The sequence below is a fragment of the uncultured Oscillibacter sp. genome (assembly GCF_910584465.1).
Lineage (GTDB): Bacteria > Bacillota > Clostridia > Oscillospirales > Oscillospiraceae > Oscillibacter.
This window is the reverse complement of the sequence record NZ_CAJUBK010000039.1, coordinates 1-22941: the sequence shown is the minus strand read 5'-3', so window position 1 is coordinate 22941 and position 22941 is coordinate 1. Positions and strand designations below refer to the sequence as shown.

Genomic DNA, 22941 nt, shown 5'->3' with positions numbered 1-22941 from the left:
AGGGTCCCTTCAAGCTGGTCCGGGTGCTGATAGCCCAGGCTGGCGGTAAGCGAACCCTGAGCATCTACGTCCACCAGGAGAACTCTCTTGCCTTCCCGTGCCAGCCCGACCCCTAGATCGGCTGCCATTACAATCTCGCCAACTCCACCTCTCTGGTTACAGATCGCCGTGATTTTGGCTATTTTGCTCACTTTGGTCTCTTTTTATGTTCATAGGATAAAAGCAGGACTAACCCAGTACGCCCCTTGCTGTGGGGTGTTTCTGATTTAGTCCTATTTTAACACTCCCATCGTAGAAGCGGACATGCGGCAAGCCGTATTTTCTTGAGCAGTTTCTCGAAACGGTGGCTGACATAGTCGGAAGTAATCGGCCCTCCGGCCAGCAGAAAACATATCCCGTTTTCGCGTAGGCTTTCCCGAAAAGCCGCGCGTTTCCTCTCTGTTCCGCTTGCCGCTCCAGACACAACGCCCGCATTTCCGACAGCAGGGGAAAACCCTCCTTTTCCGTCCAGCCGTCCGCTACGACCTTTTTCGTCAAGGAAGGCTTGCAAGGTCCGGCGGTCGGTCTTGGCCAGGGTCAGGCCCGTCTGCTCTGCCCAGGGCAGCACGTGGCGTTCCGCTAGGGCACGGTAGCCCTGCATCGTCACTTCATCCACACGCTGCTCGGACAGCGCCAGCCAGCGGCGTATGTAGTCCGCCAGCTTGATGTCCGCTGCTTCACCGCTGGGGGCGTTCCATCCTTCCTTTGCCAGCCGTTCCCGGAGCATCTGCTCCGCCTTGCGCTTGTTTCCTTTTACGGGCAAGCCCGTGGATATCCAGCGCTGTTTCCGTTTGCCGTTTTCGGTGCTGTTCAGCACCATGTAAAATTTTCCGTTTTTGATCTGCAGATCTCCTGTCATGGTCGGTCCTCCTTTCAGACAGTGGGTCTGCTGTTATTGCTTCGTGACGGTGCAGCGGGCGGATGTCAGATGATCCACCACGCACAATTTTGGGATGCGGATATCCCTTCCGATCCGGTCGTGGCCGATCGTACCGCTTTTTATCAATTGATAGGCGGCGTTCTGCCCAATGCCGAAGATATGCGCAAGCGGTCCCACTGTGAGCACGTCGGGAAGTCGTTCAGCATCTCAGCGCCTCCACTCAAAAGGGCATATCCGAGCCATCGGCAAGGCCCATCTCGTACGCCCCATGAAAGCGGCGGCGGGATACCTGCCCGTTTCCGGCTCCTCATATCGGACGTTGGGATATCGCTCCTTCAGGGAGATATTGTTCGCTGAGTAGACCACGCACGGCGCAGGACCGTTGTGATCCCCCTGCGATGTTTGGCACAGCGGTCTTGCCGGAGCTTTGCCGTTTGCACCAGAGAGGGATACGAGAGACACCGATACCGCGGGAGCCGGAGCATCCCTGCGGCACTTCCGCGGTTACGATGCCCTTGCCCCTGATCAAAGGCCGGAGAGACCGTCCAAACGGGCGCATACTATGCTGCCGCCCATTTTTCAAGCCGTACGTTTCGATAGACCACACGGTTCCCGGCGGTATGGCCGTAGATCCCGGCATAAAACAACAAACGCAGTTCATCGTCGGTCTCCGGTGTGCGGAAGGTCCAGGTGAACCCCTCCTTGTCCCTGCAGTAGGAGATGTCAAAGATGATGTTCCCAATATCTTTTTCTGTAGTCGTGTTGCAGAGCCTTAAACCTACGCCTTGCGTGTCTCCGGCCAAGATCTCGACATCATCGAACGTTACTTTGTATACGGAGCCCTGCTCCAATGGGATGCCCGTGTAATTGTATCGAACATCTCTTGCCTCCAATCCGATGTCCCCTTGTTCGACTACCTGATAGTCCCCTTTTTGTTCGAGGGCCTGACGCATCCCAGCCACGCCGAACCGCCGGAACGATCTGTCGGGAAACTGATCGGGGTTGATCGCGTAGATCACCACATCCGGCTGTGTCCAATCTATATATTCGGCGATAGAGCATTCTCTGAAATATCGGGGATCCAACGCATCTACCTCCTGAAAAACCGTGGAAAGATACGTCTGTAACGGCAGGGAGAATGAGTCCTTGATGATCAATACTTTCATGTTTGAGCACGCGTCCAAATTTCGATGCTGTACCAGGGGATGATCGCTTCCGATATATACGCAATACGAATTCAAACTCCAAAAGTTACCGTTATCGATATGTCGGCTGCTTATATTCGCCGCGTTAAAATCGCCTTTACGCAAATCTCCAAGACTAGGGACACTACAGGACATCTCCGTCTCGAACCGCGGAGTGAGCCAGATCAGCGGGTCTGTCCCGGCAAAGAATCGCCCCACCCGTTTCCCGCGGCTCCCTAACATCCAGTCCTCTTTCTCATGCCGCTCCCACAGCTCTTCCCGGGTATGGTCCAGCTCGATGTTGGCTCCTGGGAACATCTTTTGGAGCTCAGCTGTGATCTCCCGGAACGCAACAAAGGCCCCCTCAGCCGTCCAGTGATGGTCCGTCGAATAGAAATACCGCTCTATCATCTCGGTCGTCCGGCACACCCAGGGGCGTGTATCGAGACAGCAGATCCCATGGTCCCTCAAAATGCTGAGGAGCCGATCCGCGTTCTGGTTCGCAAAGCTCTCTATCCCCTCAGGGAGCAGTTCTCCCTCCAGATCCTCCTTGTAGGGCATCTGTACGTAAATGAACGGGATATCCTCACATCCATCCAAATATGAGGCGAGCTCGACGATATTTTGCGCCAGATCTGAGATGTCCTCCTCCTCTACGGCCTGCGTCAGCATCCCATCATCACATCTCACCACGTCATTGAGGACCCGGCGGCCCGTCAGCCTGGCAAAGAGGCCGTTGAGGTCTATAAAACAATTTTTTGATAGGGATCTATTGGCGGTATAGCCGCTTCGCACCTCATCCACGAATCCCTCAAATCCGATCTCCCCCTGGGACATCCGGTACAGCGGCTTTGCCAGGGCCTTGCCGTTCACGGCGGAGAGGGACAAGAGCAGCGCCAGCACCATGGCGGCCAGAGCATCCTTGGGGCGCTTTCCATCATGCATCATCCCTGCCACCCCTCCTCAGAAATTGAAATAGATGAACGGATTGTGCGAATCCATGACCAGCGCGGAGATCCCGACTAAAAACAGGACGAATTGCACCAGATCCGCGCCCAGGTCCCACAGCCTCCCTTGCGCTCCGCCAGCGGAGCGCAGCTTCGTAACGAAGCTGTGCGGCGCCGGTGTCGACCCGATGAGCCCCGCCGCCAGGATCACGCCATATTCCCGGAGATAGAAGCGGAACGCGCTGTCTGTCCCCGGGGCCCCGTCCATCCCGAACATCGCTTTTATGTACCGCAGGCCGGCGGGGAAGTCCTCCGCCCGGAAAAAGACCCAGCCCAGGACCACGACCGACAGCGTGACGATCCGATAGACCGCGCCCCAGCCCTTTCGGGTGGAGACCCGTTGGGGCAGATCGAGCAGCTTCTCTATGGTGACTGCCGCCCCGTGGAGGATGCCCCAGAAAAGGAAGTTCCAGCTGGCCCCATGCCAGGCGCCCGTGGCCAGCCAGACCACCGCCAGGTTGAAGACCAGCCGCAGCTTCGACTCCACCCGGGAACCGCCAAGGGGGAAATAGACATAGTCCCGGAACCAGCTCCCCAGGGAGATATGCCACCGCCGCCAGAATTCCGTGACGGTCTTGGAGATGTACGGATGATCGAAGTTCTCCAGGAAAGAAAAACCAAACATGCGGCCCAGGCCGATGGCCATCTCCGAATAGCCGCTGAAATCGAAATATATCTGCAAGGTGTAGCAGACCGCCCCCAGCCACGCCATGGCGGTGCTCAGCTCTCCGGCCCCAAAGGCGGCGTCCGCCGCCTCGGCCAGCAGGTTGGACAGGAGCATCTTCTTGTTGAAGCCATACAGGAACCGGCGCATCCCCTCCGAAAAGGACCCCCAGGTGATCGTCCGCTGCTCCATCTGGTCCATGATGGTCGTGTAGCGCACGATCGGGCCGGCGATCAGCTGCGGGAACAGGGAGATATACAGGCCGAGATACCCCGGATCTTTTTGGGCAGGCAGCCCCCGGTACACATCGATCACATAGCTCAGGGCCTGGAACGTGAAGAAGGAGATGCCGATGGGCAGCACGAAGCTGGTCTGGGGGATCACGCGTCCGCAGACCGGGGACCAGGAACGAAGGGTCTCCGTTACGAAGTTCATATATTTGAAGACGAACAGGATGCCCAGATCGAACGCCACGACCAGCGCCAGGAAGACCTTCCGGAGGGCGCTCCCGGCCTCCAGCTCCTCGATCCGGAGGGCCGCGAGATGATTGAACAGGATGGAGCCGATCATCACCAGCACGAAGCTGGGCTCCCCCCAGGCGTAGAAGAAAAGACTGGCCAGCAGCAGCCAATAGTTGCGCGCCCGGTGGGGCAGGAAAAAGTATGTCCCAAGGGTGACCGGGAAAAAGAACAGCAAAAATTCAAGACTGGTGAACAGCATATCGTATCCGTCCCCTCTCTTCGGCATCGTCTCAGGCAGCGCGCGGGGCCGGCGGGCCGCGAACGGCCGGCCCGGGCCTCCATCTGCAGGGAGGACCGCGCCTCCCCCGCTACAGGAGCGGCCTTCCCAAGTCCAGCGCGCCGCCCTCGTCCAGGTACAGGCTCTCGATGAGCCGGAGGTAGCCGTCCGCACGCCGGAAGCAGTCGTTCCCTTCATGGATGGACGGGATCAGCTGCCTGACGAGGAACACGAACGCCGCCGCGGTGAACTTGGACGTGTCCGTGAACCGGCTGAAAAACGCTTCCAGTGCCCGGAAGTCCTCCCGATACGCGCCGGGCCGGGAATGGAGGGACAGCTCATACGTAAAAAAGGGCATGTATTCAAAGATATAGGCGTCGCGATACCCGAAGGGATCGATGATCCGGATACCGTCGGCGCCCCAAAGCGCGTTTTTGAAATAGACGTCGCCATGGAGCAGATATTTTTCTTCTGTTGAAAAAAACACTTTATAGACCTCTTTTGCTTTTTGCAGCAGATAAGAGATCGTTTGGGGATGATAGCCGTATTTCTCAGAAAGCGGGTATTCCCATTCCGCCTGCTCCAGCACCCCCCGGATGGAGGACATAAGGTCTCCCCGGCCGGAGGCGGGCGCTTTATGCTCATCCATCTGCCGGAAGAGGTCTTCGATCGCGGCGGCATCCCGGGGATAGGAGATATAGCTGCCGGGCGTCACCCTCTCCAGCAGCATGGCGCACCGGTCCGGGCAGGTGTCCAGCAGCGTACACTGGCGGTAATGCTCCAGGGCCTGGAGGATCCAGGCTTCCTTATCGTAGCGTTCCCGCAAAAAGGGAGGGTACATCTTTATGACGACGCTGCCATACTTTTCCGAATCGCTCTCCAGCACCAGTCCCATATAAGCGTCCGGATCGACGGAAGACCGGCGGATGGACCAAAGGGACCCCAAGGCGCGCAGGTCCTCGTCGAGCGACCTATACCAGGCCTCCGCCCCGGCCGGATCCATCGCTCTGAACCGCTCGAACTGCCTTGTGATGCCCTGCGATATATGCGGACGGGATCCTTCGCTTCTCATGTGCATGACCCTTTCCTTTCGATCCTTTTGGGCGTTCCCACAAAGGGGCACCGCTTTTCCCATAGGGCGCTCAATCGTCCGTCACTTCCGCTATGCCGGCCGGGACGAAGCTTTGGTCCAGATCGGCCACCAGCTCGAAGGCACGATCCGTGCTGCGGACAAGCTCGAAGAGCCCGCTCTCCATCAGCACAGACTGCATCAAAGCGTTCTTCTCCGTTTTCCTGCAGTCCAGCCGCATGGTCCTGAACCCACGGGATCTGAAATAGACCAGCATGTGTTCGAAGAACGTCTGCTCCAGCCGTTTCCTTGCCGCCCGGCAGGAAAACACGAAGTGCCGCAGCACGGCGTCCTCCGCGCCGGCGACTTCGAACACCGCGAAGCCTACCAGCCCATAATCCCCGTACTTGTCGTCCACCTTGATGCGGAAACACTCGTGTCCCTCGGACGACAGGATATCCTCCAGCTCTCCTTTCGACAGCCTCTGCGCGGAGATATTGAGCTGGTTCGTCCTCTGGAGGAGCTCCCAGCACCGCTCATGTTCGTCGTCGGACGGCGGCGATACATGCATCTTCATCCGGCAGTCCAGGAGGAACTGCGTGATATCGTCCTGATAGCGGAGCGCGTCAGCGTTCCGGAGGGCGATCTCTTGATAGGACTGCCTCCGGTGCCTGCTCTCTTCCGTCACAGGGACATCGAAAAAATCTCTGCCGACGTATCGGCCGATGTCCGCCGCATCGCACACCCGGATCCCAGGACAGTTCGCATATACCTCCTGCAGCTCGTTCTCCGCATCGTCTACGAACACGAAGGTGTCCATAGAGATATCCAGCGCCCGCTCGATGGCCCGGATATTCTTGCTTTTGGGGCCCCAGTTGATCATGGGTGCGACAAAATATCCATCGATCCCAAAATACCGCAGCGCCTCCATCCCACGGTCCTCATCGTTCTTGCTCGCGATGCTGTTGACGATGCCCTTGGCGTCCAGGTCCTTGATGATGTCCAAGACATCTGGTCTTATTTTGACGCCTTCTTTCCCGTCCTCGGCCAGCGTCCCGTCCCACAGGGTATGGTCAAGATCCCAGATGACCAGCTTCACCTTTTTGGCCGGCTCCGGGAAGTATCTCTCGAGATGCTCCGGCCGGATGTCCACCATCGCCAGGCTGACGAAATATACCTGTTGGGGCCGGTCCTCCTCGGTATAGATGCTGAGGTAGTTGCTCTGCCCTTCCTGATAAGACAATTCAGACGTCCGTATCCAAAACCGGTTGAACCCCCTGTTTATGGAGAGCTTCTTCCTGGCGACGATCCGGTCGTCCGCCTTGTTCTCAAGGATCAGCCCATAGGCTTCGCCGGGATCCACGATCTCGCACAGCAGATAGCGGGGCAGATCCGCGGAAGGACGGCCTTCCCTCTCCTCATAGCCGGTCCTCCTCGCTATCCACTCTTTCACGCAGTAGCACAGACGTCGTACCAGGCCGATCCGGAAGGTCTTCGCTATCCATGCCAGGAAGCCATAGAGCCGGTTGTACCGGCTGGCGGTGGAGTAGGTCATTTTTTTGGTAAAGAAGCACGTCTCCAGTTTCGCCCACTCATCCATGTCGATCATCGCGTTCTGCCCAAAGATCGCCGCTTCATTGCCGGCCCTCTCGATCCCGTATTTGAACCGCCTGCAGCGGCCGTCGGCCCGCTTTTTATAATGCGTACAGGTGGCATAACAGGCCGGCATAGCGCATTCGACACAGTGCTCCTGCCAGATCAGGGGGACGATGGTCTCGATGCTGTCTGGAGAGACGGCATCCGTCACCGGATATCCCGGGAACTCGAGGCGGTTCTTTTTTTCGGAAAACTCAAAACCAAACATTATGTATCCTGCTCCTTCGTCCTTTCCGCGGTGTCCGCCAGGGCCCCTGTACGGGACGCCAGCTCATGCAGCTGAGCGTTGGTCACCACCTTGCAGTCCGTGCATCGTGACAAATACCGGCAAAGCTCATCAAACTGTCCCACACTGTTCTGCCATTTGTCGGTGCCCCAGCCCGGTCCGCCTGGAGAGAGGATGCTGTGGAACAGGAGGATGACCGCGTGATCGTCGGGCATGGACCGGAGCAGGGCGAGGATCTGTCCGATGCTGTTATCCGCATTGCAGCTGACGCTGGGATAGAAGCTACGCTCCGGCGCTCCTTTCCCTTTGGCCGTCCGCGTCCCCCCGTCCATACAGATCAGGTCCCTTCGATTGTACCAGCAGAACAGCCTCTTCGATCTTGTCACCCGGCAGAGCACGTAAAGCGCGGCATACAGATACCCATCCCTTTTGACCTGGCGCCCGCTTCGGATATACAGGACCGTCCCGTCCTTGAGCAGCCCGCTGTACCGGTCGAAATTTTTCTCGCAGATATCGGAATGCGGTGAGGCGAAGCCGGCCGGTCTCCCGCCGGGCATCTTCAAGGCGGCCGCCAGGGCCCCCATCCCTTTGCGTATCTGCTCAAGGTCATTCGTGTGATCGGCGGAGTGGCAGGCGATCTCCACGCCGCTGGCCGCGCATCCCATCAGTTCCTCTTTCGTGATATATGCCGGGAAGGCGGCGCGTCCACAGGGGGACGGTCCATCCAGCGTATCCGTGATCACGTTCAGCGTTGCGGGGAGCCGGTATTTTTTCAAGATCGGGAGGACATCCGTATAAAAGTCCTTCCTCCCGTCATCGAAGGACAAAACAACATACTTCATGCAGATACCTCCTCCGGCAAAAACAGTCCTCCGGGGCCTTCACGGTCCGTGATGCCCGCTTCCCCGGATCTTAGCGCCGATCCGCTTCGCGGCGGTCCCGATCCCCGTGCTGCCAAGCGCGGCAAGGATCGCCGAATAGCAGGCAAGCCCCAGTATGGTATCCATCGCGAACCGGGCCATCGGCCACGGGACCGGCACGGCCCGGCGGAACAGCCGCAGCACGGCGCTCAGGGCCGCTCCGGCCAGCGATCCTCTCCCGGCCTCCAGGAAGAACGGCCGCAGGTCAAGCCCGGGCAGACGCCGGTGTGCCGCCGACAGCAGCAGCGCCGCAGTCACTGCGGCGGAGACCGTGGTCCCCAAGGCGATCCCCTTCAGGCCCAGCCAGCGGACGAAGAGCAGGCTGGATATGATGTTGCACCCCACGCCGATCGCGCCGTTCCGCATGGGCGTCTTCGTGTCCTGGACGGCATAAAAGGCCCTGGTCAAAATGTCTCGGAGCCCCGAGAAGGCGAACATCGGCGCGTACCAGGCCAGGGCCAGGGCGGTAGAGGAGACCGCCGCCTGGTCGAAGCTGCCCCGGGCATAGACCACGCTCACGATATCGCCCGCATCCAAGGATGTGATGCAGGAGATGGGGATCAGCACAAGGGTGAGCCCGCCCATGCCCTGCAGGAGCGTCTCCCCGAACCTCTCCGATCCCTCCGCAGCCTCCGCCGCAAGCGTTGGGTAGATCGTCGTGGCAAGCGACGTGATGAAAACGCTGATCACGAACGCGGTCAGGTCGTTGGCATAGTTCAGGGCGGACAGGGAGCCCTCCGGCAGAGTGGAGCCGAGGGCTTTATCCACAATGCTGTTCAGCTGCACGATGCTGTTCCCCAGCAGGATCGGGAGCGCCAGACGGAAAAGCCGCCAGGTATCCGGGTGGAAGGGGCCCAGTCCGCGGGTATAGGCGATCTGTCCACGGCAGCAGGACAGCAGGACCAGCACCTGCGCCAGCATCCCCGCGATCACGGCCATCATCAGGAAGGTCATGCCGCGCCCCCGGCCCAGCAGGACGACGATCCCCACGATCACCGCGTTATGGGCCAGGGCCGCGGCCTGCGGGGGCAGGAACCGCTTTTTGGAATTCAGGATGGCGCTTTGCATATACTGCAGCATGGTCAGGACGAACGCGCCCATGATCAAACGGGTCAGGCGGACCGCAAGGGCCCGCTGCCCGCCGGAAAAGCCCGGTGCGAACAACGGGACCAGGACCGGAGCAAGCGCCGCGCCCAGTATGCCCAAAAAAACGCCCAGCAGGGTGGACGCAAGGAGCATCCGGGAGGCGTAGCGGTCGCTCTCCTCCTCCCCCTCCTCCGCCGCCTTCTGGACGTACAAAGAGGCGAAGGCCAGGGCGAGGCCGCTGCTGACGGCAGGGAAGAACGTGGTCGGCATCCCCTCGGCAAAGAAAAACGCGTCGGTCTCCGCCGTGGCGCCGTAGTACGCGGCGATCAGCGCCTCCCGGAAAAAGCCCAGGGACTTCACAAGGATCGCCAGCAGGGACACGCTGAGGGTCGCGCCCAAGAGGGAGTCACTTTTTTTCATCCGTTCCGTTCCCCTGCGGCGCTGCCGCCGGTCCCTCTGCTTTTTTCAAGGGGCCCGGAGGGCCCTGGAAGGCGATGCCATAACCCAGGCCGCCGAGGAACACGACCGAATCGCATATCCCGCCGCTGAACATCGCTTTTATGGCAAACGCCATCAAAAATAGGAAATAGTACCGGACCGGCTGGTCCTCCCACCCCGCCCTCATCAATTTGAAGAAGGAAACGAAGACCAGCAGCAGCATCGGGACGGTACCGGCAAGCCCGGTCTCGGCGATCAGTTCCAACAGGAGGTTATGGGGGTAGATCCCGTATTTGAATTTGAACCGTCCGGGCCCCATACCCGTCAGGGGGGAATTGAGGAACTCCTTCCCCGCCAACTTAAACAGGGTCCCGCGGTCGCCGATCTTCAGCACCTCCTGTGGAGGCTCTTCGGACGAGCCCCCGGGTCCCGGCTCGTCCTGACTTACGGGCGGCTGCTGCGCTGGGTCCTGCGTTGGGTGCTGGCTGGCGACCTGCCGGTCTATCCCGGCGTCGACCAGTTCATCCAGTCTATCCTGGATCCCCTCCGTTTCGCCCCGCGCGGTGACCAGCTGTCCCTGCTTCAGTCCCTCAAAGATCATGTTCATCCGGTGCACGGCGCGCATGGCCGGAGGTACGTAGACGAAAATATTGAACAGCAGCACCGCCGCCAGGACGGAAGAGAGGAGGAACGCGCGGCCCGCAGGCTCCCGGTGGATCAGCCGTGATGTCACGAACAGCACGCAGAAGCCGGCGACACAGGCATACGCCCCCCGGGTGCCGGAACCGATGATCGAGACCCAGTATATGGTCATGAAGACCGCCCGGAGCAGCTGAGGATGCCGGGCGTTCCTCCGGACGAACGGGAGCTCCAGGTCCTTCTTGTCGGAAAACTGTACGATATGCGCCAAAAGGAAGGGCATCAGCGTATAGGCCACCGGCAGATAACCGATGATGCCCAGATAAGGCGCGGTGGCGTTGGGATCCCGGAACGGGTTGCAGTTGAAGATGAGGCCATTGAAATAGATCGTCCCGGCAGGGAGGACGAAAAAGCCGATCTTCTCCATCAGGGGGAAAAATGCCTGCTCCGACCGGGAAGCGGCCCCGTATACTCCCGCACAAAAAGGCCCCATGGCGCAGGCAAAATGGATGAAGTTGTCCTTCAGGATATCGTCCGGTCCAAATCTGGCAACGCCGGCGGCAAAATAGCACCCGTAAAACAGCAGCATGACGCCAAGGCAGATCCAGGACAGTCTGGACAGCCTGACATGCTTTACCGCGGAGAGGAACGCCAGGCCGCAAAGGACCAGGAAGACGGATTGTCCCAGGATATAACCATAGGTGCGGACAACGTTCTCTTGATAGGCGCAGCCGATGTAAAAGCACCCGAAGATCAGGAGCGCGCCAAACTGCAGGCCGATCGGCAACAAAAGATCCTTTCGCGGATCTTCCCAGATATCATCCAGCCGTTTTGAGAATCGGTTCCAAAGGTCCATGCTCGGATCCCTCCATCCAGCCGCTGTCCAAACGCGGCGAACATATCTAATCGGGGACATGCTTCCCCCGGTATTCCAGCAGTGCCTGCGCTTTTTCAAGATCTTCAGGGTACGTGATCTTTTCAAAATAGGGGACGTCGAACTTTAGGAAGACTTTGGTCGTTTCCGGGAGCTGCTGGATGGACTCGGTGAACACGGAATCGCTCCTGAAGTACCGGTCGATCAGGGGGAAGCGGAAGCCCTGGGGCGGATTCATCGTGTAATACTGCTCCCGGTCCAGCACCCAGGTGCCGTGCTTTGCGATGGTGTCGATCATTTTTTTCGCACAGCTGACCGCTTCATATTCATCCAGCAGATCGAAGATATCGTCCACGACGCTCTCCATCAGGAACGGGCGCACCGCCTCTACGACGACCAGCTTTTCACAGGAGGAATGCTCCCGTATATGATCGAACCCGTTCCGCTTCGACTGGTTGAGGACCTCGCCGCCCGCCGTTACGTCCACACCGTACCGGCGGAGCAAATCATGGTACTCGGGGGCGGCCACCGCCAGGACCGCATCGGCCCTGCGGGAGCGCTTGCACGCCTCGATGACATAAGCGACCACCGGTTTGCCATTCAGGATCTGGTATTGTTTCGGAAGATCGGCCCCAAAGCGCTGGCCTGTGCCCCCGCAGGTGATCATGATGATGTTTTTATCGTTCCCTTCCATATCGTCTCCTCTTAAAGCCCTTGGGACGGAGAGGCGCTCCTGAGCGGGCGTTCATCCTCCCAGCCTCTCCAGCATCTTGTCTACCACGGCCTCACTGGCGTGCCCGGCATAGGGTGCGAACTCCTGGTGGAAGACCTTGACCGCCTGGATGCATCTTTCGCGGTCCATGGTCCGGATGTGCTCCAGCAGGTCGTCTTCCTCCCGGTCCAGCGGACACGGGAGCTTTTCTTCCAGATCCCAATAGAACCCGCGCTTTTCCGAAAACTCCTCGAGATCATAGGCGAAGCAGAACATCGGCCTGTCCAAAATGGAATAATCTATGAACGTGCTGGAATAGTCCGAGATCAGGACGTCGGCGATCATATAAAGATCGTTCAGATCCGGATATTTGGAAACGTCCCGGACGAACCCGTCCTCCCGCAGCTTCAGTGCCGCGGACACCGCGTAATGCATCCGCATCAGCAGGACATATCGATCCCCCAGCAGCCGCTCCCATTTGGCGAGGTCCATCGGCGGCGCCAGGTACATCTCCCTGTGCTCATCCAGCAGGTACTCCCGGTAAGTAGGGGCGTAGAGGATGACCTGTTTGCCGCCGGGGATCTGGAGCTTTTGCCGGATGGCCCGGATGTCGCTGTCCGTATAGCGGAACAGCGCGTCGTTCCGGGGCGCGCCGCAGAGGAGGATGGACTCCTTGGCGGCGTGGAAGACCCGCTGATAATTGGCCGCATCCAGTTCGCTTTGGGCGCAGCGGATCGTTCTATCGTCCAGGGGGCCTTTGTGCCGGGCGGCCCGCTTGCCGCCTATGGCGGTCTGGTTCTCCTCACCGCCGGCCTTTTTCAGCGATGAGCCATGCCAGGTCTCGACGTAAAGCGTCCCCTCCCGCCTGAGCCCGATCCCCCGGTCCATGCCGGAGTTGCTGACCCAGACCCGGCTGTACAGGAGGGCGTGGAAAAAGGCCGGGGTGTCGATCCTGATCTTCTCTCCCCGGGGCAGCTCGAACCGGTCCGGGTCCACGAAGGCCCATATCAGCGTCCAGCCGTCAAACTCCGGCCGCTTGCAGACCTCATCATAGATGGCCTTTGGACTGTCGCCGAAGCTGCGCCCCCCGAAGGAGGCGAACAGCATGACCTTGGGGCGTATCGGGACGAACAGGCCCCAGCAGCGCAGGACCAAACAGGCGGCATCCCAAGCAAGGTTCACAAAAAAAGGATGGGTCTTCAGGAAATTGATGAAGCGCAGACGCATGGCCGGCCATCACTCCTCTTCGTTTTTTGAAACAATGGCATCTTCCAATGCTCGATAACTGCTTTTCCGGTCGAAGCGTTCCTCCGCGCAGCGGCGGGCGCCTCTGCCCATCTCCTCCCGCAGGGAGGCATCGTCAAGGAGGCGCCTCAGTTTCTCGGCCATATCCTCAGGGCTCCCATTGGCACAGTTGAAGCCCATATGGTACGCGTCCACCAAGTCCTGATATTCCGCGGACTCTTGCGTATTGATGACAGGCCGTCCGGATGCGGCATAATCGGCGTGCTTATTGATGATACTGGCGGCAGAACGGGCAAGGATGGGATTGACCACGATGTCGCAGGCTGCCAGCAGGCCGCACATCTCGTCATAAGGGAGCAGGCCATAAAACCGGGCGTTTACGCCCCTTTTTTTGGCATAGTCTTCAAGCTCCTCCCTGCGCGGGCCATCGCCCATGATGATGAATCTGGGCGGCACGGCCCCCTTCTCCCGAAGCAGGCACAGCGCGTCGAACACGCAGGTGAGGTCGTAGCTGCTGCCGAGGGTGCCGCAATAGCCAAGCCAAAGTTCCCCTTCCGGCTTGTCCAAAACCGGGTTCGCCCGGACATTGGAATCAAAATCGTCCAACTGTGTCCCAAGATAGACACAGGTCCCTTTTTTGCACGTTTCGTTCACAGAGAGCGCCCGGTCTATGTAGGTCTTCGACACTGCGCACACCGCGTCCGCCGAACGGTAGATCCGATCGGCCATGCGGCGGAAGGGGGCGAAGACCAGGGAGCTGACCACCGGCACGCGAAAGACCATACTGAAAGCCTCGGGCCAAAGGTCCTGCACATCGACAACGAACCGGACACCGTTCTTCCGGCAGTACTTCGCCGCTTCCAGCGAGGCAGTCAGGGAAGGCACTGCGCAATAGATGACATCCGGCCGTCCGCGCGATCTCAAATGACCCGCGACGCGCTTCCCAAAGCCATGATGGCTGATGAACCGCCGCAGGCTCACATTTTTGGAGTAGCCCGCCTCGTGGATGAACGTGATCTTGAACGGATGGTCTGGCACAGGGCCGTCACGGCGCGTCTTCCGCGTATGATAAAAGTCGCTGGTGATCAATTCGACATCATGCCGGTCCGACAGCGATCTTGCGAGATAGGAAAACCGCCCGTTGTCCTTTGCGGTAAAGTCCCCGCAAAAGTTCGCCAGTATCACGATATCCATCTGGTCATCCTCTTTCCATATCTGATGTTTTCTCGATCGGGCGGGATCGAGGGCGGGCCAGAGGGGGCCGATCCAAGCGGCGCCTTTCACGCCGGGGATCTAAGGAGGTCTGCCGGGACGCCTGCATAGACCCCCGGACGTACGATATCTTTTATGACCACGCTCCCCATCCCGATCATGACATCCTCACATATCGTCAGATCGTTCCGGACCGACGCGCCGACGCCGATCCAGGTCCGCTCAGCCACCGTCACGGTCCCTGCGAGCCGCGCACCCACGGAAACATGGACGAAGTCGCTCAGTCGATCGTCGTGTTCGATAACGGAACAGGTGTTGATGATGCAGTGTCGGCCGATCCGGCTCCCGGGGTTCACCACAGCTCCAGCCATGACCGCTGTACCTTCTCCGATCTCCACATCCAGGGGAGAGATCGTGGCATGGGGGTGGACCGCGGTGTACCAGCGGACGCCTTGCAATTTTTTCACGATCCCTTCACGGATCCGGACACTCCCGACCGCAGCAAAAAAATCCGCATCGGGAAAGCGGCGGAACTCCTCTATCCGGCCCAGCCACGGGAAGTTTTTTACAGAAGCTCCCACACGATCGTCTAAAAAGCCGACCACATCGTCACCCGAAGCCAGGACGATGTCAGCGATGACTTTGCCATGTCCTCCTGCGCCAATGATGATGACTTTATTTTGCATGAGGGTGTGCCTCCGTCCCCATAAAGTCCGGCTGTGTTGCACAGCCCTCCGCGTGTATGCCTTCCCGGCGCAGTACGACGGCCACCGTCAAAAAAAGTATCCGCACGTCCAAAAGGACAGAAACGTGGTCTACGTATTCGATGTCATAGGCAAAGCGCTCTTCCCAGGAAACGTTGTTCCGCCCTTTCACCTGGGCCAGCCCCGTCAGACCGGGCCGCACATCGTGGCGGCGGCGCTGTTCCTCGTCGTACAGGGGCAGGTACTTCACCAACAGGGGTCGGGGGCCTACGATGGACATATCGCCTTTCAGGATGTTCCACAATTCCAAAAGCTCATCCAAGCTTGAAGAACGCAGGGCCCTTCCGAACTTCGTGAGGCGCACCTCGTCCGGCAGGAGTTCGCCTTCCCCGTCACGCTCATCCGTCATCGTCCGGAACTTGTACATTTTAAAGATCCGCCCGTTTTTTCCGGGACGCTCCTGGCAGAAAACGATGGGGGCCCCCAGCTCGATCCGCACCAGGACGGCCACAGCCAGCAGCACCGGCGACAGGACGATCAGCGCGCAGGCGGAAAAAAGGATGTCAAAAAATCGTTTGAAAAAGTGACGATACATTATGTAAACTGTCCTTTGATGATGGAGATCACCCGTCCCTGCTCCTCCGGCGTCATCTTGATGTCGCTGGGCAGGCACAGGCCCCGGGCGAAGATGTCCTCCCCCACCCTTTCGCCGGCCGTGACGAAGTCCCGTCCGGCGAAGACCGGCTGGAGGTGCATGGGCTTCCAGATCGGGCGGGACTCGATGTCCTCCGCCTCCAGGGCGAGCCGGATCTGCTCCGGTGTCGTCCTGCAGCCCGGGTCTATCGTCATGCAGGAAAGCCAGAAATTGGGGCGGCTCTCGTTCGAATACGGGTTCATCCTCACCGGGAGGCCGGCCAGCTCTTTTTCGTAGGTCCGGTAGATGGCTTCCTTTTGCCGCCGGTGTTCCTCCAGGTGGATCAGCTGGCCCCTTCCGATGCCCGCCACGATGTTGCTCATCCGGTAGTTATAGCCGATCTCCTTGTGCTCGTACCACGGGAAGGGCTCCCGGGCCTGGGTCGCCCAGAAGCGGGCCTTGGCGATGGCCTCACCGTCATCACTGAGGAGCATCCCGCCGCCGGAGGAGGTGATGATCTTGTTCCCGTTGAAAGAAACGGCGTTGTACTGCCCGAACGTCCCCGTCATGCGGCCCTTGTAGGAGGCCCCCAGGCTCTCCGCGGCGTCCTCGATCAACGCCGCGCCGTGTGCGTCGCAGATGGCCCGGATCTCGTCCAGCTTCGCCGGGGTCCCATACAGGTCCGCTGCCAGCACGCATCTGCAGCCGGGATATCGTGCGAAGGCCCGCTCCAGCGCCCGGGGATCCATGTTCCAGGTCTCCCGCTCGCTCTCGATGAACACCTGTTCCCCGCCCTCGTAGCTGACCGGGTTCACCGTGGCGGAGAAGGTCAGGTCGGAGCAGAAGACCTTGTCCCCGGGCCTCACCCCCGCCAGCTTCACCGCCAGATGCAGGGCAGCCGTCCCGGCGTTCAGGGCCGCGGCGTACTTCACGCCGATATACGAGGCCATCTCCCTCTCGAACCTATCTACATTTTCCCCCAGGGGGGCCACCCAGTTCGTCTCGAAGGCCTCCCGTATATACTCCTCTTCCTCCCCATGCATGGTCGGAGAGGACAAAAAGATCCGGTCCCCCATCTTCATCCTCCTTCCAGGCACCGGTGCTCACAGGAGCCCGATGGCCGACATTTTTTCCCGCTTGTGCTGCGGGAGCTCATTTTTGCGGCTCTTGGACCGCTGCTTTTTCACCCAAAGATCCAGGCGTTTCCCGTTCTGGCCCACATATCCCTCCGGGACAGACAGGTCCCCATGTTCCTTAAAATAGCGCTTGGCTTCTTTGTATTGCTCGTTCCAGGCCCGCTCGCTATGGTCTGCCCAGGAGATGGAGATCGCCTCTAATCTAGAGATCTGCTCCTTTGTCAGATGTTTGCCCGGACGGCGGCCCAGATAGATCTGCTTCTGCTCGTTCAGCCATTTGCCGAGCCATACGCCGTCCGCCACATGGTCCCCGGGCATGTCCAGATCCCCGTGCGCCTCGAAATAGGCCCTCGCCAGCCGGTAACGGACTTCCCAGGGGTCGCCCAGATCCCATATCATGCCGATGCGCTCCAGCCGCCGGGCCTGCTCTCCCGGATACGGCTTCCCGCCCTGCCTGCTTTTCAGATAGGCGTCCCGCTGGCGGCGGATCCACTTCCCGAGGTTCAGGCCATCCTCCGTCCGGTAAGCCACGGGGACATCCAGATCCCCGTTCCTTTGGTGATACGCCTCTGCGGCGGCAAACATGGTCTCCCACTGTTTCCGGTAAGGCTCCCAGACGATGCCCAAGGCATCCAGACAGCGGATCTTCTCCGGAGACAAGCGGCCCTGCCGCTTGTACTGCCTCTGTACGGCGATCCATCTCCCTAGCGAGACGCCCTCCGGCGTCTTGTATCCGACCGGGACGTCCAAGTCCCCAGATCCCCTAAAATACGCCTCAGCGGCCTGGTAGTTCTGCTCCCAGAAGTAGTCGATCTTGCTCCAGACCATGCCGATGCGCTCCAGCCGCTCTTCGCGGCAGGATAGGAGGAGGCCGCGCACCCTCAGGCTCCTCTGGTTCGCCAGCCATGCGCCCAAGGGATAGCCGTCCGGGCCTACATATTCGATATCCGCCAGAAGGTCCCCGTGCTCTTCGCGGTAGGCCCTCGCCGCCCGGTATCCCCGTTCCCAGGCCGATCCCAGACGGTCCTCCCAAACCATGCCGATACTGTCCAGCCTGGCGATCCGCTCCGGGGTCAGGTCCCCGTACTGCCGTCCCGCCCGGACCCGGCGCTGTGTGGAGATCCAGGCCCCCAGGGAATAGCCTTCTTCCGTCTTATACCGGTTGGGCACGTTCAGATCGCCGTGTCCTTCGAAATACTCCTTCGCCTTGGCGAACATGGCGTCCCAGGGGGCGGAGAGGATCTCGTTCAGGGCGTCGAACAGCCGGCGGCTCTCCCGCACTTCGTCGATGATCTGGAACCTGTCCCGGATCAGCCGCCGTCCTTCGTCCATCATCTGAACATGTCCCGCCGCCTGCGCCAGCTCCGCCTGGATGGTCCCGATGCTGCACAGGTTCTCGAAGTTGTTGACCACATCAAAAATGATGGGCTCCTTGCTGCCGGAGGCCGTCAGAGCGCGGCCGATCTGCTGTTTATAGATGATGGGCGAGACCGTAGGGCGGAACAAGATCACGCCGGACAGGCCCTCCACGTGGATGCCCTCGTTCAGCATATCGATGCAGAACAGCAGCCGCAGATGGCGGCTGCCGTCTGCCTTGAAGTCCGCGAAAGCTTTGGAGGTCTGCGGGTCCTCCGAATAGGCCCGGTAGATGTGAGGGGCCGGATCCACCTTGCGGAACCAGACATCGCAGCAGGACAAGAGCTCCTCCATATGACGCACATTGGCACAGAAGACCAGGTATTTCCCGGCTTTATCCGTCATGTTCCGGGCGAAGACCTCATCCAGGCCGTCCGCTTTGTCCAGCGCACGGCGGAGGGCCTCCAGGTATCGCTCCGCCTGGCTCCTGGCGGCGGGGTTCTTCAGGCGGTCCACCCGGTCCCCGTATCGTTTCAGCTCTTTCTGGTAGGCGTAGACCGAGATCACATACTTCGGGGCCGCCAAGATCCCCCGGGCGATCGCCTCCCCCAGGGTCATCTCCGAGGCGATATCGCCCCCGAAGAGCTCATCCGCCATGTCCCGCTGGTCGTCTAGATACCGGACGCTGGTGGCGGACAGGCCCAAAACGGGAGCGCCAGGGTATGCGGCTAAGAGGTCCTGCACGCCTTTGCTCCACATCTCCGCCCCGCAGCGGTGGAACTCGTCCAGGATGACATAATCCGGATGGATCCCCGCAATCTCTTCCCCGCTCATCAGCATCAGCTTGGCATAGGTGAAAAACTGGATGTTCCCAGGGATCTCGCCGCCTGCGGCGATCAGGTTCTCCTTTTGGGTCCTGAAGATATGCTCCGAGGGCGAGAGCCAGCAGACGGTCTTGTCCGGATGGTCCCCGCAAAGCCGGAAGGCGATAAAGGACTTCCCCGTCCCCGTGGGGTGGATGACGGCGGCCTTGCCGGTCTCTTCCAGCATGGCCGCAGCGGAACGATACGCCGCTTCGTTATGCGGGAAAAGCTCGATCCCCATATCGGCCGTCCCCCCCTTCCCCGGTCTGTCACAAAATCGATAGTTTGTCCCCGCCTGTCCCCGGATCCGGATGCCCTCCTGCGGCGGGACCGGTATGAAAGGAGCCCCTCAAGGTCAGGGGAGCAGGAAAAGGGGAATACGGGAAGAGCCGAACAAAGAATCCCTTGTCCGGCTCCTTTTCCCATACAAAAAATCTGTGGATGGGGGTTGTCAAACAGCGTTTTTTGTGATAACATGCTGTCGTGCCGTCGGGGGAACGCTTTACTGCCCTCGTCGTGCGCGCCGCCTTTTGACAAACTATCGATTTTGTGATGAGCAGCCGCTTTCGCGGCTGCTTTTTGTACGAGGGTGTCCGGGAAGTCCTTTCCCCGGGCATCCTCCGATCGTTTCAGGAGATCAGCCGCAGCCGCTCCAGCTTCCGGGCGTGTTCCGCCCCGGTGGAGATCAGGTAGATGCGGGTGGTCTCGATGCTGGAATGGCCCAGCACGTCCGCCAGCTGCGCCACATCCTTATGCACCCGGTAGAAGGTCCGGGCGAACAGGTGCCGCAGATTGTGGGGGAAGACTTTCGACGGCGCGACGCCTGCCTCAGCGCACAGGCCCTTCATCTCCGCCCAGATCTGGCGGCGGGTCACCCCCTTCCCGGTCCTGGTGCGGAAGAGCTCCCCCGAAAAGATCCGCTGCTCCTTCGCGTACCTTTGCAGCTTCCTGCACAGCCTGCCGGGGATCAGGATCGTCCGGATCTTACCCTTCATGTGGATATCCGTCCGCCCCTCCCGCACGGCCTCAGCGGTGATGTACTTCACCTCGCTGACCCGGATCCCGGTGGCGCAGATGGTCTCCATCAGCAGGGCCAGCCGATGCTTCCCCTGTCCCGCCGCCGTCTCGATCAAATGCAGATACTCGCTTTTGGTGAGCTCCCGTCTCGTACTCCGGAACAGCGTCCGCTGGACCTTCAAATGCTTGATCTGAAGGTCCTCCCATCCCATGGATCTGAAAAAGCGGTTCAAAGAGGACAACATCCCGTTGACGGTCCTCGACTGACAGTTTTTTGACAGCAGGTGCTCTTTCCATTGGATGAGGGCTTCTTTCCCGACCGATCCGTCCCCGAGCCATCTTTTCAGCGCCCGGATGTCCCGGACGTATTTCTCGATGCTCCCCCTGGCGTATTCCGACTCCTTCAGATCCTGCGCGAACCGCAGGACGTCCTCTTCCCTGATCCGATAGTCCTCCATCGTGCCGCCTCCTCTTCGTATATGACCTCTTCTGGGCCATACCCGAGTTTACCACATGGCGGATGCCGGTACGAGACGTTCTTGAAAGCGCCGGGAACGCAAAAAACAGGGCAGGCGCTCTGACGCCTGCCCCGAGAGGGACCGGGACCTGTATGTTCGCCCGTCCTTTTCCATGCGGCCCGGATCCCCAGCCACGGGCCATATAGGGCAGACCGTTCCGCCGGGGCCTCACGATATGCTTCGACCCTTGGGCCAGGCCGGACGCTCCTAAGGCGTCCCATCCTCGGGCCCAAGGCCGCCGGCGCAAAAGCGCCGGATCTCGAAGCCGCCCGGCAAAAAGGACGCCCGGTCCCAGGATCCCCAGGCGCATCCGCAGCGCCGGGAAGCGGAGGTGCTGTCACCCCGTCTGCTCCAGCAGGCCCCGGAAGACCGCCCGGTTGTGGCGGACTGCCGGTGAATCCGGCCTGTAGGACGCGGCCAGTTCGTTGAAGACTTCCGCCCGTCCCGGATCTCCCAGACGGTCGTAACACACGCACAGCTGGATGCAGGGGAGGTAGCCATAGCAGTCCGGGGAAACGAACGCGCCCCGGCGGTCGTCCCTGGCGCAGGTCAGGGCCAGGGCATACCAGTAGGCGGCCTGGCGGTACTGCTCCCGCCGGAAGAACCACGATCCGATCTCGCAGCAGGTCTCGGCCCGGGGGCGGTCATATCCGAACGTGCGGAACAGGGCCGCCAGCGCCGCCCGGCCGTCGCCCAGCGCCTCATGACAATAGGCGCAGTGGCAGCAGGCGTCGATCTCGTTCTCCACCCATCCCCGGCCTTCCGCCAGGAACCGCTCGAAGACGGCCAGCGCCTCTGTCCAGCGGCGGTGGTAGTAGAGCTCCCGGCCGTAATAGAACTGCTGCCGGGGATCCAGCTCCTGCCCTGCCGCCAGCTGCGCCTCATAGATCCGCAGGTTCCGGTCCGGGTCGGAGGGGCGGGCCTTGCGGTGGGTGACGGCGAAGTCCGCATACACGATCTTCCCGACCGGTGCGACCGCCTCATGGACGGCCCCCTCCCAGCGCATCCCGGCGTGGTTTTTGATCAGGCGCTCCCGATAGTAGGAGAACGTTACGCGGCCGTCCTCATCGGATCCGGCGTGGTAAGGCGCCATGACCACCGAAACAGCGGGGTCCAGCGTCTCCTTCAGGGCAAGGAACGCCTTTCGGTCCTCTTCCAGCAGCACGTCGTCCGCGTCCAGCCACATGCAAAGATCCATGGAGGCATGGGAAAAGGACTCGTTCCGGGCGGCGGAAAAATCATCCTGCCAGGGCAGGTCGAAGATCTGGCCGGTGAAGCGGGCGGCGATCTCCTTGGTGCGATCGGTGGACCCGGTGTCCACGATGACGATCTCGTCCACCAGATCCGCTGCGCTTTCCAGGCAGCGCTCCAGCACGTCCTCCTCATTTTTCACGATCATACACAGGCTGACGCTCACCATAAAGGGGCCTCCTTCCATCCGTCATCCCATGCTCCCGCCGGCAAAAGCCGGCGGGAGCATGGTCTCAGCGGTGGTCCGCTCACGCGTCGTCCACCTCTATATCTGTGTCGTGTTCACTGCCTCTACCCTGTGATCCGCTCAGCGCACCGGCCCCATCCAGCCGGATGATGGTCAGGGAAGCCCCTGCGCCGCCGCCCACAAGGACAGCGGTCCCGGCGAGCGAGGTGAAGAGCTGGAGCGTGACGGTGGAGTTCGCAGGCAGGTCGACTTTGATCTGATTTTCAAAACTGGAGGTGGACACCGCCGGAGCGATGGTCGAGGGGACGCTGTTCACCCCGTTGATCACCAACCGGGTCCCCATCAGCAGGGCCAGGGTGGTATTCACGTGGTAAGAGATCTGATAGGTGCCCGCCTCAGCCACGGTGAACACCGTGTTCCCGGCGTTGACCGTGATGCCGGGGGACAGGACCTGGGCGTTGGGCAGGGCGATGGGGGTCCCGCCCAGCGCCACTAAGATGCTGCTCCCCTGGGTGTTGGCGGCGAAGGCGGAAGCGGCGGTGGGGTTCGGACCGGGGGCCCCTGTCGGGCCGGTGGGGCCGGTGGCCCCGGTGGCGCCGGCCGCGCCGGCCGCGCCCACGATCCCCGCCGGTCCCGCCGCGCCGTCCGGCCCTGTGGGACCGGTGGCCCCGGCGGCTCCGGCGGCC

General features: G+C 60.6%; 20 protein-coding genes and 1 pseudogene. 1 reads left to right on the top strand and 20 read right to left on the bottom strand.

Annotation, left to right across the window (positions count from 1 at the left end; all coding sequences use genetic code 11):
* The 10 genes from QZ332_RS09550 to QZ332_RS09505 all read right to left on the bottom strand — a co-directional run.
* A partial coding sequence (locus QZ332_RS09550; protein WP_295764713.1) for a ParA family protein occupies positions 1-182 on the bottom strand: 182 nt, incomplete at its 3' end.
* A 95-nt stretch (positions 183-277) separates the two neighbouring features.
* Positions 278-898 (bottom strand): hypothetical protein, encoded by a 621-nt coding sequence (locus QZ332_RS09545; protein WP_295764709.1) that lies wholly within the window; start codon positions 896-898, stop codon positions 278-280.
* A gap of 33 nt (positions 899-931) precedes the next feature.
* The gene (locus QZ332_RS09540; RefSeq protein WP_295764711.1) at positions 932-1096 is read right to left on the bottom strand and encodes a helix-turn-helix domain-containing protein; all 165 of its coding nucleotides are present in this window, start codon (positions 1094-1096) and stop codon (positions 932-934) included.
* A 383-nt stretch (positions 1097-1479) separates the two neighbouring features.
* A complete protein-coding gene (locus QZ332_RS09535) occupies positions 1480-3051 on the bottom strand; it encodes a DHHW family protein (protein WP_295764707.1) in 1572 nt (523 codons plus the stop codon).
* A 15-nt stretch (positions 3052-3066) separates the two neighbouring features.
* Positions 3067-4494, bottom strand: a complete 1428-nt coding sequence (locus tag QZ332_RS09530) for an MBOAT family protein (protein ID WP_295764705.1) — start codon at positions 4492-4494, stop codon at positions 3067-3069.
* Positions 4495-4603: 109 nt separating this feature from the next.
* A complete protein-coding gene (locus QZ332_RS09525; protein ID WP_295764703.1) occupies positions 4604-5407 on the bottom strand; it encodes a hypothetical protein in 804 nt (267 codons plus the stop codon).
* Positions 5408-5654: 247 nt separating this feature from the next.
* Complete coding sequence (locus QZ332_RS09520) at positions 5655-7388, bottom strand: HAD-IIIC family phosphatase (RefSeq protein ID WP_295764701.1); 1734 nt, start codon at positions 7386-7388, stop codon at positions 5655-5657.
* 56 nt (positions 7389-7444) lie between these two features.
* The gene (locus QZ332_RS09515; protein WP_295764699.1) at positions 7445-8305 is read right to left on the bottom strand and encodes a polysaccharide deacetylase family protein; all 861 of its coding nucleotides are present in this window, start codon (positions 8303-8305) and stop codon (positions 7445-7447) included.
* Between the two features lie 39 nt (positions 8306-8344).
* Positions 8345-9889 carry a murein biosynthesis integral membrane protein MurJ gene (gene murJ / locus QZ332_RS09510; RefSeq protein ID WP_295764697.1) on the bottom strand — a complete coding sequence of 515 codons (1545 nt, stop codon included), beginning with the start codon at positions 9887-9889 and terminating at the stop codon, positions 8345-8347.
* Positions 9876-10973 (bottom strand): O-antigen ligase, encoded by a 1098-nt coding sequence (locus QZ332_RS09505; protein ID WP_295764695.1) that lies wholly within the window; start codon positions 10971-10973, stop codon positions 9876-9878. The genes murJ and QZ332_RS09505 overlap by 14 nt, the downstream gene beginning before the upstream one ends.
* A gap of 78 nt (positions 10974-11051) precedes the next feature.
* Between QZ332_RS09505 and QZ332_RS09500 the strand changes: the two genes are divergently transcribed.
* A complete protein-coding gene (locus tag QZ332_RS09500; protein ID WP_295764693.1) occupies positions 11052-11381 on the top strand; it encodes a hypothetical protein in 330 nt (109 codons plus the stop codon).
* A 67-nt stretch (positions 11382-11448) separates the two neighbouring features.
* Here the strand turns inward: QZ332_RS09500 and QZ332_RS09495 are convergent, their stop codons facing one another.
* From QZ332_RS09495 to QZ332_RS09450, 10 genes and pseudogenes are all read right to left on the bottom strand, one after another.
* Positions 11449-12114 (bottom strand): 2-C-methyl-D-erythritol 4-phosphate cytidylyltransferase, encoded by a 666-nt coding sequence (locus tag QZ332_RS09495; RefSeq protein ID WP_295764690.1) that lies wholly within the window; start codon positions 12112-12114, stop codon positions 11449-11451.
* A 51-nt stretch (positions 12115-12165) separates the two neighbouring features.
* Complete coding sequence (locus tag QZ332_RS09490; protein ID WP_295764686.1) at positions 12166-13359, bottom strand: CDP-glycerol glycerophosphotransferase family protein; 1194 nt, start codon at positions 13357-13359, stop codon at positions 12166-12168.
* 9 nt (positions 13360-13368) lie between these two features.
* On the bottom strand, positions 13369-14571 hold the full coding sequence (locus QZ332_RS09485) for a glycosyltransferase family 4 protein (RefSeq protein WP_295764683.1): 1203 nt from the start codon (positions 14569-14571) through the stop codon (positions 13369-13371).
* An 86-nt stretch (positions 14572-14657) separates the two neighbouring features.
* Positions 14658-15275: an acetyltransferase gene (locus tag QZ332_RS09480; RefSeq protein ID WP_295764680.1), complete on the bottom strand. Its 618-nt coding sequence runs from the start codon at positions 15273-15275 to the stop codon at positions 14658-14660.
* A complete protein-coding gene (locus tag QZ332_RS09475; protein ID WP_295764678.1) occupies positions 15265-15888 on the bottom strand; it encodes a sugar transferase in 624 nt (207 codons plus the stop codon). Before QZ332_RS09475 ends, QZ332_RS09480 begins: the two co-directional genes overlap by 11 nt.
* Positions 15888-17003, bottom strand: a complete 1116-nt coding sequence (locus tag QZ332_RS09470; protein ID WP_295764676.1) for a DegT/DnrJ/EryC1/StrS aminotransferase family protein — start codon at positions 17001-17003, stop codon at positions 15888-15890. Before QZ332_RS09470 ends, QZ332_RS09475 begins: the two co-directional genes overlap by 1 nt.
* 27 nt (positions 17004-17030) lie before the next feature.
* The gene (locus QZ332_RS09465) at positions 17031-19523 is read right to left on the bottom strand and encodes a Helicase associated domain protein (protein WP_295764674.1); all 2493 of its coding nucleotides are present in this window, start codon (positions 19521-19523) and stop codon (positions 17031-17033) included.
* Positions 19524-19911: 388 nt separating this feature from the next.
* Entirely contained in the window at positions 19912-20757 is an 846-nt protein-coding gene (locus tag QZ332_RS09460; RefSeq protein ID WP_295764672.1) for a tyrosine-type recombinase/integrase, read from the bottom strand.
* Positions 20758-21154: 397 nt separating this feature from the next.
* The gene (locus QZ332_RS09455; protein ID WP_295764670.1) at positions 21155-22237 is read right to left on the bottom strand and encodes a glycosyltransferase family 2 protein; all 1083 of its coding nucleotides are present in this window, start codon (positions 22235-22237) and stop codon (positions 21155-21157) included.
* Between the two features lie 79 nt (positions 22238-22316).
* Positions 22317-22941 (bottom strand): annotated as a pseudogene (locus tag QZ332_RS09450) (hypothetical protein); the annotation flags it as partial.

Excerpts from the sequence above, each read along its gene's own strand:
- QZ332_RS09545 (WP_295764709.1), bottom strand. The coding sequence starts at position 898 with ATGACAGGAGATCTGCAGATCAAAAACGGAAAATTTTACATGGTGCTG.
- QZ332_RS09535 (WP_295764707.1), bottom strand. The coding sequence starts at position 3,051 with ATGATGCATGATGGAAAGCGCCCCAAGGATGCTCTGGCCGCCATGGTG.
- QZ332_RS09530 (WP_295764705.1), bottom strand. The coding sequence starts at position 4,494 with ATGCTGTTCACCAGTCTTGAATTTTTGCTGTTCTTTTTCCCGGTCACC.
- QZ332_RS09525 (WP_295764703.1), bottom strand. The coding sequence starts at position 5,407 with ATGGGACTGGTGCTGGAGAGCGATTCGGAAAAGTATGGCAGCGTCGTC.
- QZ332_RS09515 (WP_295764699.1), bottom strand. The coding sequence starts at position 8,305 with ATGAAGTATGTTGTTTTGTCCTTCGATGACGGGAGGAAGGACTTTTAT.
- murJ (WP_295764697.1), bottom strand. The coding sequence starts at position 9,889 with ATGAAAAAAAGTGACTCCCTCTTGGGCGCGACCCTCAGCGTGTCCCTG.
- QZ332_RS09505 (WP_295764695.1), bottom strand. The coding sequence starts at position 10,973 with ATGGAGAAGATCGGCTTTTTCGTCCTCCCTGCCGGGACGATCTATTTC.
- QZ332_RS09500 (WP_295764693.1), top strand. The coding sequence starts at position 11,052 with ATGGATGAAGTTGTCCTTCAGGATATCGTCCGGTCCAAATCTGGCAAC.
- QZ332_RS09495 (WP_295764690.1), bottom strand. The coding sequence starts at position 12,114 with ATGGAAGGGAACGATAAAAACATCATCATGATCACCTGCGGGGGCACA.
- QZ332_RS09490 (WP_295764686.1), bottom strand. The coding sequence starts at position 13,359 with ATGCGTCTGCGCTTCATCAATTTCCTGAAGACCCATCCTTTTTTTGTG.
- QZ332_RS09485 (WP_295764683.1), bottom strand. The coding sequence starts at position 14,571 with ATGGATATCGTGATACTGGCGAACTTTTGCGGGGACTTTACCGCAAAG.
- QZ332_RS09480 (WP_295764680.1), bottom strand. The coding sequence starts at position 15,275 with ATGCAAAATAAAGTCATCATCATTGGCGCAGGAGGACATGGCAAAGTC.
- QZ332_RS09475 (WP_295764678.1), bottom strand. The coding sequence starts at position 15,888 with ATGTATCGTCACTTTTTCAAACGATTTTTTGACATCCTTTTTTCCGCC.
- QZ332_RS09470 (WP_295764676.1), bottom strand. The coding sequence starts at position 17,003 with ATGGGGGACCGGATCTTTTTGTCCTCTCCGACCATGCATGGGGAGGAA.
- QZ332_RS09465 (WP_295764674.1), bottom strand. The coding sequence starts at position 19,523 with ATGGGGATCGAGCTTTTCCCGCATAACGAAGCGGCGTATCGTTCCGCT.
- QZ332_RS09460 (WP_295764672.1), bottom strand. The coding sequence starts at position 20,757 with ATGGAGGACTATCGGATCAGGGAAGAGGACGTCCTGCGGTTCGCGCAG.
- QZ332_RS09455 (WP_295764670.1), bottom strand. The coding sequence starts at position 22,237 with ATGGTGAGCGTCAGCCTGTGTATGATCGTGAAAAATGAGGAGGACGTG.